At 39.4% G+C, this 15,423-nt stretch carries 14 protein-coding genes; 13 read left to right on the top strand and 1 reads right to left on the bottom strand.

The features are described from left to right. Positions 1-39: 39 nt before the first annotated feature. Entirely contained in the window at positions 40-1,038 is a 999-nt protein-coding gene (locus CD126_RS10240) for an LLM class flavin-dependent oxidoreductase (RefSeq protein ID WP_169931277.1), read from the bottom strand. Positions 1,039-1,245: 207 nt separating this feature from the next. Between CD126_RS10240 and CD126_RS10235 the strand changes: the two genes are divergently transcribed. The 13 genes from CD126_RS10235 to greA all read left to right on the top strand — a co-directional run bounded on the left by CD126_RS10235 (position 1,246) and on the right by greA (position 15,187). Beyond that, entirely contained in the window at positions 1,246-2,388 is a 1,143-nt protein-coding gene (locus tag CD126_RS10235) for a cysteine desulfurase family protein (RefSeq protein WP_103370451.1), read from the top strand. Beyond that, complete coding sequence (gene mnmA, locus CD126_RS10230; RefSeq protein WP_049405562.1) at positions 2,389-3,501, top strand: tRNA 2-thiouridine(34) synthase MnmA; 1,113 nt, start codon at positions 2,389-2,391, stop codon at positions 3,499-3,501. A 200-nt stretch (positions 3,502-3,701) separates the two neighbouring features. Further along, positions 3,702-4,358, top strand: coding sequence for a tetratricopeptide repeat protein (locus tag CD126_RS10225; protein ID WP_049405564.1), 657 nt, complete (start codon positions 3,702-3,704; stop codon positions 4,356-4,358). A gap of 21 nt (positions 4,359-4,379) precedes the next feature. Beyond that, complete coding sequence (gene recD2 / locus CD126_RS10220; RefSeq protein ID WP_049405567.1) at positions 4,380-6,842, top strand: SF1B family DNA helicase RecD2; 2,463 nt, start codon at positions 4,380-4,382, stop codon at positions 6,840-6,842. Positions 6,843-7,171: 329 nt separating this feature from the next. Further along, positions 7,172-9,802 (top strand): alanine--tRNA ligase, encoded by a 2,631-nt coding sequence (alaS, locus tag CD126_RS10215; protein WP_103370450.1) that lies wholly within the window; start codon positions 7,172-7,174, stop codon positions 9,800-9,802. A 68-nt stretch (positions 9,803-9,870) separates the two neighbouring features. Beyond that, on the top strand, positions 9,871-10,134 hold the full coding sequence (locus CD126_RS10210) for an IreB family regulatory phosphoprotein (protein ID WP_002471049.1): 264 nt from the start codon (positions 9,871-9,873) through the stop codon (positions 10,132-10,134). Positions 10,135-10,136: 2 nt separating this feature from the next. Beyond that, positions 10,137-10,565 (top strand): Holliday junction resolvase RuvX, encoded by a 429-nt coding sequence (gene ruvX, locus CD126_RS10205; protein WP_103370449.1) that lies wholly within the window; start codon positions 10,137-10,139, stop codon positions 10,563-10,565. A 15-nt stretch (positions 10,566-10,580) separates the two neighbouring features. Continuing rightward, the gene (locus tag CD126_RS10200) at positions 10,581-10,892 is read left to right on the top strand and encodes a DUF1292 domain-containing protein (RefSeq protein WP_002471066.1); all 312 of its coding nucleotides are present in this window, start codon (positions 10,581-10,583) and stop codon (positions 10,890-10,892) included. 321 nt (positions 10,893-11,213) lie between these two features. Continuing rightward, positions 11,214-11,852 (top strand): O-methyltransferase, encoded by a 639-nt coding sequence (locus CD126_RS10195; protein ID WP_049405573.1) that lies wholly within the window; start codon positions 11,214-11,216, stop codon positions 11,850-11,852. Between the two features lies 1 nt (position 11,853). Beyond that, a complete protein-coding gene (locus CD126_RS10190; protein ID WP_103370448.1) occupies positions 11,854-12,777 on the top strand; it encodes a peptidase U32 family protein in 924 nt (307 codons plus the stop codon). 57 nt (positions 12,778-12,834) lie between these two features. Beyond that, positions 12,835-14,064, top strand: a complete 1,230-nt coding sequence (locus CD126_RS10185; protein WP_249663581.1) for a peptidase U32 family protein — start codon at positions 12,835-12,837, stop codon at positions 14,062-14,064. Continuing rightward, the gene (gene udk / locus CD126_RS10180) at positions 14,061-14,684 is read left to right on the top strand and encodes a uridine kinase (RefSeq protein ID WP_049405579.1); all 624 of its coding nucleotides are present in this window, start codon (positions 14,061-14,063) and stop codon (positions 14,682-14,684) included. Before CD126_RS10185 ends, udk begins: the two co-directional genes overlap by 4 nt. 26 nt (positions 14,685-14,710) lie before the next feature. After that, positions 14,711-15,187, top strand: coding sequence for a transcription elongation factor GreA (greA, locus tag CD126_RS10175; RefSeq protein ID WP_002471052.1), 477 nt, complete (start codon positions 14,711-14,713; stop codon positions 15,185-15,187). Positions 15,188-15,423: the final 236 nt, after the last annotated feature.

Below are 15,423 nucleotides of genomic sequence, written 5' to 3'. Positions count from 1 at the left end.
AGTGAATAAAGCCACTTCATTTCGTTCACACATATACTATTATTTGTCATCTTTACTATTAAAGATATTCATTAAGCGCTCATACGACTCATGTTGTGCTTCTTGGTCATAGATATAGCTAACTGCCATAAGTTCGTCAACTTCTCCATAAGTCGCTTCAAACTCCTCAAATTTCTGTTTAACCGTTTCTTCAGAACCGATAAGTGATTGTGCTAAACGCTGTTTCGCCATTTCATACTCTCTCGGAGTGAGTAGGCCTTGTAAATCATCTGTAGGTGGTTGAACCGGTTGCATACGACCGCGCACGATGCTAATCATCGTTTGTGCTTGTGTCGTAGCTAAGTACTCTGCGCGCTCGTCAGTCTCTGCAACGATTGCATTCAGACACACGATAACATAGGGTTCTGCGAGATGCTCGGAAGGTTCAAAGAGCTCTTTATAAATTTCAATTGCTTCTTTCATCTGTTGTGGCGCAAAGTGTCCCGCGAAGACATACGGCAAACCTTTGCGCGCTGCAAGATGTGCAGAGTCGGTAGAAGAACCTAGAATATATAAAGGCACATTTTTACCTACAGCAGGATAAGCTCTAACATACGCTTGTTGATTTGCAGGGCCGAAATACGTTTCTAACTGTTCGACTTCTTCAGGAAATTCGTACACGCCGTTGTGCTGATCACGACGTAAAGCACTAGCTGTCATCATATCTGTACCCGGTGCACGTCCTAAACCTAAGTCAACGCGATCTGGGAACATCGTCTCCATCGTACCAAATTGTTCAGCTACGATAAGTGGCGCATGGTTCGGTAACATGATACCGCCAGAACCTACACGCATTGAAGATGTATGTTCTAGAATATGTTGAATCAGTAATACTGTCGCCGAACTGACAAGATTAGGCGCATTGTGATGTTCCGCTATCCAATAGCGTTCATAATTAAGCGATTCAAGATGTTGGCCTAGAGACACCATATCATTAATTGCGTCGCGATCTGTTTGACCTTGACGAATAGGCACTAAGTTTAAAGCGGATAGTTTCATATTTTTCAATTGATATCCTCCTCATTTAAATGCATATACATATTTTAACAATTCCCCAATAACTCAGATATTAACTTGCTCAAGTTAGAGCATTTTACCTATACACACGGTAGATATTACAATAATGACTAAAACAGGCCGGTAGAAATTTAAGTATAGAGGTGCTATTATAGTAGCGTTAAGAATATAGATTGGAGTGTCTTAAACATGGGAATTTATCTTGATTACGCTGCTACAACTCCAGTAAAGCCAAATGTTGTTGAAGCGATGATGGATATTTATCAGAATCATTATGGTAATCCGTCTTCTATCCATAATATAGGTAGAGATGCACGTAAGTATTTAGATGACGCACGTCGTACAGTAGCGGAGAAGTTAGGCGCACAACCTAACGAGGTCATCTTTACGAGTGGTGCCACTGAATCTAATAATACTGCAATCAAAGGGCTCGCTTATGCGAATCGACATAAAGGGAATCATCTTATTACAACGAAGATTGAACACCATTCTGTTCTGCATGTGTTTGAGCAACTCGAGAAAGAAGGATTCAAGGTCACGTATTTAGACGTGAATGAGGAAGGTCTTGTTGATTTACAACAACTTGAATCTGCTTTAACTGAAGAGACGATTCTCGTATCAATCATGTTTGTAAACAACGAAGTAGGAACAGTTCAGCCAATGTTTGATATTGACCATTTACTTCAAGACAGAGATATTTATTTCCATGTGGATGCTGTACAAGCGATAGGGCATTTACCCGTCGACTTTCACGAGCTAGACATCGATACGATGAGTTTGACTGCTCATAAGTTTGGTGGACCTAAAGGCGTCGGCGCTTTATTAGTTAAAAATGGCACGGACATTCAGTTTAGCCAACTTGGCGGGGAACAAGAAGTTAAACGTCGTGCAGGTACGGAGAATATTCCACAAATTGTCGGACTCAGTGAAGCAATAAAAACGGCTACGGACGAATTAGATGACAATAATCTACATTTGATGAATTTAAAAAATCAATTTTTAGTTGCTTTACAAGATCGTGCGATTCCATTTGAACTCAATGGTTCTATGGTTGAAACAACAGGGCACATCGTCAATTTATACTTCCCATTTATTGATGTAGAAACGTTGCTTACCTTATTAGATTTAGCGAATATTTATGTTTCTTCAGGTTCAGCTTGTACTGCAGGTTCAACTGATCCTTCCCATGTCATCTCAGCCATGTATGATAAAGAACGCGCATTCCACTCTATCCGATTCAGTTTTAGCGAAATGACGACTGAACGTGAAATTAAACAAGTCGTAGCAGAACTTCACAAGATTTATCATAAGTTTAAAAAGGAGGAAGTCTAGTTGGACAACAGCGATATTAGAGTAGTCGTAGGGATGTCAGGCGGTGTCGATAGCTCCGTGACGGCCTACTTACTTAAAGAACAGGGCTATGATGTCATCGGTATTTTTATGAAAAACTGGGATGACACAGATGAAAATGGCGTGTGTACAGCTACAGAAGATTACAACGATGTCATCGCCGTTTGTAACCAAATTGGTATCCCTTATTACGCGGTAAACTTTGAACAACAATATTGGGATAAAGTCTTCACGTATTTCTTAGATGAATACAAAAAAGGACGTACACCGAATCCAGATGTGATGTGTAATAAAGAAATTAAGTTTAAAGCTTTCCTAGAACATGCATTAAACTTGGGTGCAGATTATGTCGCAACTGGTCATTATGCCCGTATACGCCGTCATGATGACGGTCATGTAGAAATGCTTCGTGGTGTAGATAATAATAAAGATCAAACGTATTTCTTAAACCAACTTTCTCAGGAGCAGTTGGCAAACGTAATGTTCCCAATCGGTGATATTGAGAAATCTAAAGTACGCGAAATTGCTGAAGAACAGAACTTAGCTACAGCGAAGAAGAAAGATTCTACAGGAATTTGCTTTATCGGAGAACGTAATTTCAAAGAATTCCTATCTAATTACTTGCCAGCTCAATCAGGTGAAATGCAAACACTCGATGGCGAAGTGAAAGGCCAACATTCTGGATTAATGTATTATACTATCGGTCAACGTCACGGTTTAGGTATCGGCGGAGACGGCGATCCATGGTTCGTTGTAGGTAAGAACTTAGAAGACAATGTGTTATATGTCGGCCAAAGTTTTGATAACGATGCGCTTTACAGTGATTATCTCATCGCTTCTGACGTGTCTTTCGTCAATCCAGTCGACCTTGAGAACGGCTTCCACTGTACTGCCAAGTTTAGATACCGTCAGAAAGATACAGGGGTCTTTGTACAACGTGAATCTGACGACAGTATTCGCGTGACTTTCGACCAACCTGTGCGTGCAATTACCCCAGGACAAGCGGTAGTATTGTACGACGGTGAAGTTTGTCTCGGCGGTGCTACTATTGATGATGTTTATAAAAATAGTGGTCAGTTAGATTATGTAGTTTAAGAAGTTAAGTTAAAAACGTACTTAATATTTTAAAATTTGGGTTCGAAAAGGTAAGGTTCATAATACTTTTTCGAACCTTAATCTTTGAATTGCGGAGACAGGACTACGAAATCAAAGATTTCTGTCCTGCTCTCCCTTTCTTTTTATGAAATTGTTATTGTAGAATAGAACCAAAGACCTAATGAAATGAGGTAGTGTTTGTGGAACAAGAAAAGATTTATGAACTTATAAAAAAAGGTGAAATAGAACAAGCTTTACAAGCGCTATTTAATAATATCGAACGTAATCCTAAAGAAATAGAGAACTACATTAATGCTGGTATTCTCATCGCTGAAACTGGGGAAGTAGAAAAAGCAGAAAAATTTTTCCAGCGTGCACTCGTACTTGACCCTGAGAATGCTGCAGTATTTTACAATCTTGCTAATGTTTACTACAACGAAGGGCGTTTTAACGAAGCGATTAAGTTATATCAACAAGCACTTCAATCTCCTAAAGTACACCAAGTGGATACCAACTATATGATTGGCATGTCATTTAATCAGCTTGGCGCACATAAGGAAGCAATGCCATATCTCATGCGTGCAGCTGAATTAGATGACGAAGGAGACGTTGAAGTTCAGTTTCAATATGGACTCGTCCTCTGTCACTTGGAATTGTATGAGCAAGCAGTTACTCAACTCCAACACGTGCTTGAACTAGACGAGAAACATGTGGATGCGCTTTACAATCTTGGACTCGCACAGTATATGCTCACTGAAGATAAAGCGCTCGCTATGGATTACTTCCAACGTGCAGTTAACATCAATCCTGAGCATCACATGAGTCAACATGCACTACAAACCTTTGAACAACTTTAAAGAGAAAGGAGGGCGACTTGAATGGCTGACGATACTTTATTTAACTATTCGATGCTTAAAGGCACGATTGACGCAATCTTATTTCAGAATAAGGACAATTTCTATACGGTATTGAAAGTGGAAACGATTGAGACGAATGAAGATTTAGATGATCTCGCTACTGTCGTCGGCTTCTTCCCGGATATCGTTGAGGGTGATGTTTATACCTTTAAGGGGCAAGTCGTCTCTCATCCCAAGTATGGTAAGCAACTCAAGGCAGATACCTTTGAGAAAGAGTTGCCACAAACGAAAGAAGCCATCGTGAGTTATCTTTCAAGTGAATTGTTTAAAGGTGTAGGTAAAAAGACCGCACAGAATATCGTTAATACGTTAGGTGAAACAGCTATTACTGATATTCTTGACGATGCTTCAGTCTTAGACAAGGTTTCAGGCTTATCTAAGAAGAAACGTAAACAAATTGCTGAACAAATTCAAGCTAATCAAGAAACAGAACGTATTATTGTGCGTTTACATGATTTAGGCTTTGGACCTAAACTTGCTATGACGATTTATCAAACTTACTTAGATGAAACATTAGCAATCATAGAGAAAGAACCCTATCGCCTGGTATATGACGTTAAAGGGATTGGTTTTAACAAAGCTGACACACTCGCACGTAAGATGGGTATCGCTTATGACGATGATGAGCGTCTCAAAGCAGGAATTCTCTACGTGCTGGAGGAATCTTGTATCAAGCAAGGTCATACATATTTGCCTAAGACAAGAGTTTATGACGAAGCGATAGATATGTTGACTGATCCTCAAGAGGCCGAAATTACTCCCGACCACATTAGTAAAATGGTTCAAGAACTCGTAGAAGAAAATAAAATGATTCAACAGGAAGAGGAATTAGCTGTACCGAGCTTATACTATTCCGAGCTTAAGAGTAGCCAAAACCTTTACCGAAATTACTCTTACACGCAAAAGCTCGAACACTTCGAACAATCTGATTTACAAATGCACATTGGTGAAATTGAAGAACGCCAAGGCGTGAGTTATGCGAAATCTCAAAAGGAAGCTCTAGAAACAGCAATCAATTCTAAAGTGATGCTACTCACTGGTGGTCCAGGGACAGGTAAGACGACAGTTATCAAAGGAATAGTGGAACTTTATGCAGAGATACATGATCTGTCATTAGACTATGATGACTATCAAGAAGATGATTATCCTATCGTTCTAGCTGCGCCAACAGGTCGAGCATCGAAACGCCTTGCTGAAGCGACGCAACTTGAAGCGATGACAATTCACCGCTTGATAGGTTGGAATCAAGATACACAGCCTGAAGACATTCTAGATAATGAGATCAATGCAAGCTTAATCATTATTGATGAAATGTCGATGGTGGATACATGGTTATTCCATCAGTTTATGGATGCTGTGCCACTCGATGCGCAAATCATCTTCGTAGGTGATGAAGATCAGCTTCCGTCAGTAGGACCTGGCCAAGTATTTAAAGATCTCATTGATTCTCAAGCAATTCCTCGCGTGAATCTAACAGAGGTTTACCGTCAACAAGATGGCTCAAGTATCATTGAGTTGGCGCACCGTATCAAATTAGGTCAACAAATCGATATAACGCAGAAGTTTCATGACCGTAATTTTATCCAATGTGGTACGGAACAAATTCCAAATATCGTTGAGAAAGTCGCGCAAAGTGCTGTACGAAAAGGTTATGATATGAGCGACATTCAAGTGCTCGCACCGATGTATAAAGGCTCAGCAGGAATTCGTAGATTAAATGCTGTGCTACAAGATATTCTCAATCCGAAATCTGATGATAAGCGTGAAATCGCGTTCGGGGACGTTAGTTTCCGTAAAGGAGATAAGGTCTTACAGTTAGTCAATCGACCTAACGATAATATCTTCAATGGTGATATCGGCGTCATCGTTGGTGTCTTCTGGGCGAAAGAGAACGAACTCGATAAGGATATTATTATCGTCGATTTTGAAGGTAACGAAATTATCTTTACGAAACAAGATTTCTTAGAGCTTACACACGCGTATTGTACTTCGATTCATAAATCACAAGGCTCTGAATTTCCTATCGTCATTATGCCTATGGTGAAACAATATTATCGCATGTTACAACGTCCAATCCTTTATACTGGACTTACACGTGCGAAACAATCCCTTGTGCTATTAGGTGACCCTGAAGCTTTCCATATTGGATTGACTACTCAAGGACAAACACGGTTGACCCAACTACGCCACATCGTGCAATCGTACTTTAATATCACTACAGAAACGGATGAGAATGAATCAGACGCTCCAGATCAAGCGTCACAAACAGCGACAGAAAGTGCAGCAGCTGATTCCACGCAACAAGAGGCTGAATCTTTTCAGAAAGACTCATCATCTGTCGTACTTACCGAAGAAACGATCTACCAAATCGATCCGATGATTAACATGGGCCAAGTCACACCTTACGATTTCGTGAAACAGTGATTGACTTTAAAGTCGAAAGCCCATACAATAGTATTAAATTCATAAAGACGAGTAAATCATGTTAGGCATACAGAGATGTATCGTTGGGTGAGAGATACAGCTAACATGTTTGAACGCTACTTTATGTCAGAGTGAATAACGATTATTGAGTGATAAATTGACTGTTGAGTTATGATAGCTAGCGAAACGTCAATTTATAACTAGGGTGGTACCGCGAAACGTTCGTCCCTTGTGGATGAGCGTTTTTTTCGTGCTAAGAGAAATATTATAGGTTGAAGCGGTATTATCTATAATCTTAAAGATGATTAGAGTAAAATGGAGGATTGAATATGAAGCATTTAAAAGCGAGTGAAATACGTCAGAAATTTATAGATTTCTTTAAAGAACATGACCATATGGTCGAACCGTCTGCGCCACTGATCCCTATCGATGATGATTCATTGCTTTGGATAAACTCTGGTGTTGCAACGTTAAAAAAATATTTTGATGGTCGTGAAATCCCACGTAAACCACGTATCGTGAACTCTCAAAAAGCGATTCGTACAAATGATATCGAGAATGTTGGTTTTACAGCACGTCACCATACGTTCTTCGAAATGCTCGGTAACTTCTCTATCGGTGATTATTTCAAAAAAGAAGCGATTGAATTTGCATGGGAATTTCTAACAAGCGATGACTGGATGGGTATGGAGCCAGAGCGACTTTATGTAACGATCCATCCTGAAGATACAGAAGCGTACCGTTTATGGAATGAAGATATCGGTTTAGAAGAAAGCCGTATTATCCGTATCGAAGGTAACTTCTGGGACATTGGTGAAGGACCATCTGGACCGAATACAGAGATCTTCTATGATCGCGGCGAAGAGTATGGTCAAGATGATCCAGCTGAAGAAATGTATCCAGGTGGCGAGAATGAACGTTACTTAGAAGTATGGAACCTCGTATTTAGTGAGTTCAATCACAATAAAGATCATACGTATACACCACTTCCTAACCAAAACATTGATACTGGTATGGGTCTCGAGCGTATGGCATCTATTTCACAAGATGTCCGCACAAACTATGAAACAGATTTGTTTATGCCAATTATTCATGAAGTAGAGTCTATTTCTGGTAAAAAATACTTAACTCAGGAAGACTACGATGTTGCATTTAAAGTTATCGCTGATCATATAAGAACTATCTCATTTGCGATTGCTGATGGTGCATTACCTGCTAACGAAGGTCGCGGCTACGTATTGCGTCGTCTGTTACGTCGTGCTGTACGTTTCAGCCAATCACTGGATATTCACGAACCATTTATGTATCGCTTAGTGGATATCGTGGCAGACATTATGGAACCTTACTATCCAAACGTGAAAGAGAAAGCTAATTTTATCAAACGCGTAGTGAAATCAGAAGAACAACGATTCCACGAAACATTGGTAGAAGGTATGTCTATCCTTAACAATCTCATTGCTAAAGCGAAAGGCCAGACGAATGAAATTAGTGGGGAAGATGCATTCAAACTGTATGATACTTATGGTTTCCCTATTGAGTTAACAGAAGAGATGGCTGCGCAGGAAGATCTCTCTGTGGATATGGCTGGCTTCGAAACTGAAATGAGTAAGCAACGTGAACGTGCACGTCAAGCTCGTCAATCTTCAGAATCTATGCAAGTACAAAGTGAAGTTTTGAAGAATATTACGACTGACAGTACTTTCGTAGGTTACGATGTGATGGATAAAGTCACAACCATTACGGATATCATTGCAAATGGTGAACAAGTGGAAGAGGCAGAAGCGGGTGACACAATCTATTTCATCCTCTCAGAAACACCTTTCTATGCTGTGAGCGGGGGTCAAGTAGCTGACCACGGTACGATTAGTAATGAGAATTTCGAAATTCAAGTCACTGAAGTGATTAAAGCACCAAATGGACAGAACTTACACACTGGTGAAGTCCAATTCGGTACAGTTAAATCCGGAGCAGAAGTCTCAGCATCAGTTAATCATAAAGAACGTCGTGCAATTCAGAAGAACCACAGTGCGACTCACTTACTTCATGCAGCCTTAAAAGAAGTGCTAGGCGATCATGTTAACCAAGCAGGTTCACTCGTTGCTCCAGATCGTATGCGTTTCGACTTCTCTCACTTCGGACCGATGAAAGAAGAAGAGATAGAACAAGTTGAACGTCGTGTGAACGAAGAAATTTGGAATAGTATTGAAGTAAGTATTCAAAAAATGCCAATTGAAGAAGCCAAAGAAATGGGTGCAATGGCGCTCTTCGGTGAAAAATACGGCGATATCGTGCGTGTTGTCAACATGGCACCATTCTCTATTGAACTTTGTGGCGGTATTCACGTTTCGAACACAGCTGAAATCGGCCTGTTTAAAATCGTAAGTGAATCAGGTACAGGTGCAGGTGTACGCCGTATCGAAGCGCTCACAGGTCAAGCAGCATTCTTGTATCTAGAAGATATTCAATCTCAATTCAATACGATCAAAGGTCAAGTAAAAGCGAAGTCAGATGACCAAGTCGTAAATAAAGTGACGCAATTAATCGACGAAGAAAAATCATTAAATAAACGTGTAGATCAACTCAACAAAGAAATCACTTCATTGAAGATGGGTGATATCACTGAACAAGTAGAAGACATTAATGGATTTAAAGTGTTAGCTACTGAAGTAGAAGTACCTAATCCTAAAGCGATTCGTGAAACAATGGATGACTTCAAATCTAAATTACAAGATACGATTATCATTTTAGTCAGCAATGTGAACGGTAAAGTTTCATTAATTGCTACAGTGCCTAAATCACTAACAGATCAAGTGAAAGCTGGCGATATCATCAAAGAAATGGCACCTGTTGTAGGCGGTAAAGGTGGCGGCCGTCCTGATATGGCTCAAGGTGGCGGCAGCGAACCTGAGAACATAACAGAATCTTTACGTTTTATTAAAAATTATATTAAATCTCTATAACTCAACATCTGAGTAGTGTAGAATGAGAGTGTGTTCAATTCTATACTAACTGGGAGGCGTGTCTTAAAATGGAAAACTTCGACAAAACGATGAAATTTAGTTATGATGATATCCCGAAAGAAGATGTCAAGTCCGTGCTACAGAATGTCTATACCACGCTTGAAGAACGTGGTTACAATCCTGTAAATCAAATCGTAGGTTATCTCTTATCTGGAGATCCTGCTTATATTCCACGTCACAATGAAGCGAGAAATCAGATTCGCCGCATCGACCGCGACGATATTATGGAAGAACTCGTATCAAACTATCTTAAAGCGCACTCAGAAGTTTAACGATGCTCAAGCATAAGATTATTGGTTTAGACGTAGGAAGTAAGACAGTAGGTGTAGCTATTAGCGACTTGATGGGTTGGACTGCCCAAGGTTTAGATACACTCCGCATAGACGAAGAGAATGGCGATTTAGGTATTGAAAAGTTAGTAGACATTATTGATAAAGAAAAAGTGGGGACCGTTATCATCGGTCTCCCTAAGAATATGAATAATTCAATTGGATTTAGAGGTGAAGCTTCGTTAAACTACAAAGAGACGTTGCAAGAAAGACGCCCTGATCTTGAAATTAAGACTTGGGATGAACGCTTAAGTACTATGGCAGCGGAACGCTCTTTATTAGAAGCTGATCTCTCTAGACAGAAACGAAAAAAAGTGATTGATAAGATGGCCGCAGTATTTATTCTGCAAGGCTATTTGGATTCTATACAATAACAAAGGAGCATAATCATGGCAGAGCATAATGAAGCTGAATTACACGTAAATAATAATGAAGAGTTATTAACACTTTACGATGAAGAGGGCAACGAAGTACTTTACCGCAAAGTACTTGAGTTCTATCACCCAGAATTCAAGAAAGAATATGTCATCCTCGCTGAAGAAGGTGCTGAGTCAGATGATGACGATATGGTTGAACTTGTTCCAATGATTAACGAACCAGATGAAGATGGTGAAGGTGGCAAATTCTTACCAGTCGAATCTGATGAAGAATGGGACATGATTGAAGAAATCGTAAATACTGAAATGAACGACGAAGAATAATTATATTCTTCTAGTACTATCATTCGATGAAGTGCGAAATAGTCCTAGCTGTTAGCTTATGTCATTGACACATAAGTAGGTGCTAGGGCTATTTTCTGTTATCATTCTAAGCTCACTGATTGAGCTAATCTGCACAGATCATATGAATTACTTGATATTAGAGATAACTTCGACTACGACTGAAGAACAGAGACTTAATATTTTTATTAAAATGTGGTAGAATGTGTTGAGTTAAATTCAACTCCATTTTAAAAAGTCAAAGGGCGGACGTAATGCGTACAACGTCCTAAACTATGGAGGAGTAACTAAGGGAGAGACGATATGGACAAGAATCAAGAATATCTCTTAGAATTAATGCAGCATAATAATAATGATATTGAAAGTTTGCGTACATATGCCGAAGAGAATCGCGTCCCTATTGTCGACAAGATGAGCTTAGAAGCGATTAAGCAGGTGTTGAGACTCAAACAACCTCGACACATATTAGAGCTTGGTACTGCTATCGGTTATAGTGCAATGCAGTTTGCCTCTGTGTCATCCGATATACATATTACGACGATTGAGCGTGATACAGAGATGCAATCGCGGGCTTCTAAAAATATTGAGCATTTCGGTTATCAACAACAGATAACGATGATTAAAGGGGATGCACGCGAACAATTTGAAGCGCTTAAAGATAATACATTTGATGTTATATTTATCGACGCAGCGAAAGCTCAAACGCAACGCTTCTTCGAAACCTATGAGCCATTGTTAAAGCTTGGCGGGGTTGTGATCACTGATAATATTCTCTATCACGATTTCGTTGCCGACATCGACATGGTGCATTCTCGAAATGTAAGACAAATGGTGAAGAAGCTGCAGAAATACAACGATTGGCTGGTTCAACATCCACGATACGAGACAAACTTTCTTAATATTGATGACGGAGTAGCAATTTCCGTAAAAAAGGAGAATTGAAATGACTGAATTACTGGTCACACCCAAGTCCATTTCACACATTGAAACATTGATAGAGAAGGGCGCAGATGCCTTTGTAATAGGAGAACAGAAATTCGGCTTACGTTTAGCAGGCGAGTTTAATCGTGATCAGCTCGTTGAGGCCGTTCAATTAATTCATGAACATGGTAAAAAAGCCTACGTGGCAGTGAATGGTATATTCCATAACTATCATTTACGCGCGTTAGAAGATTACATCTCATTTCTTCATGAAGTCAGAGTGGATCGCATCATTTTCGGTGATCCAGCAGTTGTGATGTATGTGAAACAACAGGAAGATCCCATTCCATTGAATTGGGATGCCGAAACCCTTGTAACCAATTATTTTCAATGTAATTATTGGGGAGAAAAGGGGGCGAAACGTGCCGTCTTAGCGCGTGAGCTAAACTTAGAGGAAATCCTTAACATTAAAGAACATGCGAATGTTGAAATTGAAGTACAAGTTCATGGTATGACTTGTATGTTCCAATCTAAACGTATGTTACTCGGTAATTATTATACATTCCAAGACCGTCAGATGAAGATACAACGTCAGAACGATGATAAAGATTTATTACTTTATGATGAAGAACGTGATAATTTATATCCTGTCTATGAAGATTACAATGGTACCCATATTATGTCGCCAAATGATATGTGTCTAATCGAAGAATTAGATCCATTACTTGAGGCAGACATCGATGCGATAAAAATAGACGGCTTGTTACATACAGAAGAGTATATCAACGTATGTACTGAGCAATATCGTGAAGCTATCGATTTATTTAACGAAGATCCTGAAGCCTATGAAGATGAGAAATTTATGCTTGTTGACCCTATTGAAGACATTCAACCTGATCATCGCCCATTCGATGAAGGATTCTTATTCAAACAAACTGTTTATTAAAGGAGGATGCATGCTGTGAAAGTATTAGAAGAAGTGCAACCTGATGCTAAGCCTCGCATGAAGAAACCTGAATTGCTTGCACCAGCAGGTAATCTTGAGAAATTAAAGATCGCAGTGCATTATGGTGCCGATGCAGTCTTTCTAGGTGGCCAAGAATATGGACTACGCTCAAATGCCGATAATTTCACAATGGCAGAAATTCAAGAGGGCGTTGAGTTCGCGAAACGTTACGGTGCAAAGATTTATGTAACAACGAATATTATTGCACATGATGAGAATATGGAAGGTTTAGATGACTATCTGTCAGCACTAGAAGCCACAGGTGCGACAGGTATCATCGTAGCTGATCCACTTGTTATTGAAACATGTAAAAAGGTAGCGCCACGTTTAGAAATTCATCTTTCTACGCAACAATCATTATCTAACTATAAGGCTGTCGAATTCTGGAAAGAAGAAGGCTTAGATCGTGTCGTATTAGCGCGTGAAACTGGCGCAGAAGAAATGCGTGAAATGAAAGATAAAGTCGATATCGAAATTGAGGCCTTTATCCATGGTGCAATGTGTATCGCTTATTCTGGACGCTGTACGTTGAGCAACCATATGACTGCCCGCGATTCAAACCGTGGTGGTTGTTGCCAAAGTTGTCGTTGGGATTACGATCTTTTACAAATCGAAGACGACGGTGAGTTAGATTTACTCTATAAAGACGGTAACGTCACACCGTTTGCAATGAGTCCGAAAGACTTGAAACTGATAGAATCAATCCCTAATATGATGGATATAGGTATAGACTCTTTAAAAATAGAAGGGCGCATGAAGTCGATTCATTATATCGCGACAGTCGTTTCAGTCTATCGTAAAGTGATAGATGCCTACGCAGCTGATCCAGAACACTTCCAAATTCAACCTGAATGGTTGGTCGAGCTAGATAAATGTGCGAACCGTGATACTGCACCAGCCTTTTTCGAAGGTACACCTGGTTACGAAGAGCAGATGTTTGGTGCAGAGCAGAATAAGAAAGCGGCATATGATTTCTGTGGTCTGGTCTTAGATTATGACGAAGACTCTCATATTGCGACCATTCAACAACGTAATCATTTTAAACCTGGTCAAGAAATCGAATTCTTCGGACCTGAAATTGATACCTTTAGACAAGTGGTTGACGCGATATATGACGAAGAAGGCAATGAACTTGATGCCGCTCGTCACCCACTTCAAATCGTTCAAATCAAAGTGGACCAACCGCTTTATAAGAATAATATGATGAGAAAGGAACTCAAACGATGAGTGGTACTACGATTATAGGTATAGCCGGTGGATCAGGTTCTGGTAAGACAAGTGTAACGAGTGAAATCATGTCCTTACTTGAAGGATATAGTATTGCACTCATCGCTCAAGATTATTATTATAAAGATCAATCTCATTTAAGCTTTGAAGAGCGTTTAGAAACGAACTACGATCATCCATTCGCGTTTGATAACGATTTACTAATCAGTAATCTACAATCTCTAAAGGACGGTCAAACAGTAGAGATACCTACGTATGATTACACAAATCATACTCGAAGTGATGTTACAATCACTTTTGAACCCAAAGATGTAATTATTGTTGAAGGTATCTTTGCTTTGGAAAATCAAACATTACGTGAGATGATGGATGTTAAAGTATACGTAGATACTGACGCTGATTTGCGCATTCTCCGAAGATTGATGCGTGACACAGCTGAACGTGGGCGAACGATGGAATCCGTCATTACACAATATTTAAATGTCGTACGTCCAATGCACAATCAATTTATTGAACCAACTAAGAAATATGCTGATTTAATTATTCCTGAAGGCGGCAGTAATAAAGTCGCTATCGATATTTTAACAACTAAGATTAAATCACTTATACGTAAACAATAGAACAGTTAGAAAAGGAAGATGACAATATGGAAAACCAAAAACAATATCCTATGACCCAAGAAGGTTATGACAAACTTGAAAAAGAATTAGAAGAATTAAAGACGGTTAAACGCCCAGAAGTTGTAGAAAAGATTAAAGTGGCGCGTTCTTTCGGTGACCTTTCAGAGAACTCTGAGTATGATGCAGCAAAAGACGAACAAGGTTTCATCGAACAAGATATCCAACGTATTGAGAATATGATTCGTAATGCTTTAATCATTGAAGATACGGGTGACAACAATGTCGTTCAAATCGGTAAGACCGTTACATTCGTTGAACTACCAGGTGATGAAGAAGAAAGTTATCAAATCGTTGGTTCTGCAGAATCAGACGCTTTCAACGGCAAGATTTCTAACGAATCACCTATGGCTCAAAGCTTGATTGGTAAACATCTTAACGATGAAGTTCGTGTGCCTCTACCAAATGGTGCAGAAATGAACGTTAAGATTGTAGACATTAAATAATTCTATATTTCAGCGTACTTCCCAAACGAATTCGTCTCCGTTTGGGAAGTTTTTCTATTTTATGGTAAAAATAATTCTAGTCGAAAAACTCTGAATTTGGTAAATTTAGAGTTATAACAAAATAATAGCGTTTAATTCATAGTGAGAAAGTGAAATTAAGAACTATCGCGTTCATCCGTACGCTCGTCTTACTTTTAGCAAAATAGAAAAATGAAAAAGGGCTAAAATAATTAAAC

Source organism: Staphylococcus pettenkoferi (assembly GCF_002902685.1).
In the GTDB taxonomy this organism is placed as follows: domain Bacteria; phylum Bacillota; class Bacilli; order Staphylococcales; family Staphylococcaceae; genus Staphylococcus; species Staphylococcus pettenkoferi.
Note: the sequence above shows the minus strand (reverse complement) of the source record. Positions and strands in the feature narration are given on the sequence as shown.

What these genes read in the sequence shown, in the direction of transcription:
- CD126_RS10210 (WP_002471049.1), top strand. Translation starts at nt 9,871, where the DNA reads ATGGAAAACTTCGACAAAACGATGAAATTTAGTTATGATGATATCCCG.
- CD126_RS10195 (WP_049405573.1), top strand. Translation starts at nt 11,214, where the DNA reads ATGGACAAGAATCAAGAATATCTCTTAGAATTAATGCAGCATAATAAT.
- CD126_RS10235 (WP_103370451.1), top strand. Translation starts at nt 1,246, where the DNA reads ATGGGAATTTATCTTGATTACGCTGCTACAACTCCAGTAAAGCCAAAT.
- alaS (WP_103370450.1), top strand. Translation starts at nt 7,172, where the DNA reads ATGAAGCATTTAAAAGCGAGTGAAATACGTCAGAAATTTATAGATTTC.
- CD126_RS10190 (WP_103370448.1), top strand. Translation starts at nt 11,854, where the DNA reads ATGACTGAATTACTGGTCACACCCAAGTCCATTTCACACATTGAAACA.
- CD126_RS10185 (WP_249663581.1), top strand. Translation starts at nt 12,835, where the DNA reads ATGAAGAAACCTGAATTGCTTGCACCAGCAGGTAATCTTGAGAAATTA.
- greA (WP_002471052.1), top strand. Translation starts at nt 14,711, where the DNA reads ATGGAAAACCAAAAACAATATCCTATGACCCAAGAAGGTTATGACAAA.
- recD2 (WP_049405567.1), top strand. Translation starts at nt 4,380, where the DNA reads ATGGCTGACGATACTTTATTTAACTATTCGATGCTTAAAGGCACGATT.
- udk (WP_049405579.1), top strand. Translation starts at nt 14,061, where the DNA reads ATGAGTGGTACTACGATTATAGGTATAGCCGGTGGATCAGGTTCTGGT.
- CD126_RS10240 (WP_169931277.1), bottom strand. Translation starts at nt 1,038, where the DNA reads ATGAAACTATCCGCTTTAAACTTAGTGCCTATTCGTCAAGGTCAAACA.
- CD126_RS10200 (WP_002471066.1), top strand. Translation starts at nt 10,581, where the DNA reads ATGGCAGAGCATAATGAAGCTGAATTACACGTAAATAATAATGAAGAG.
- ruvX (WP_103370449.1), top strand. Translation starts at nt 10,137, where the DNA reads ATGCTCAAGCATAAGATTATTGGTTTAGACGTAGGAAGTAAGACAGTA.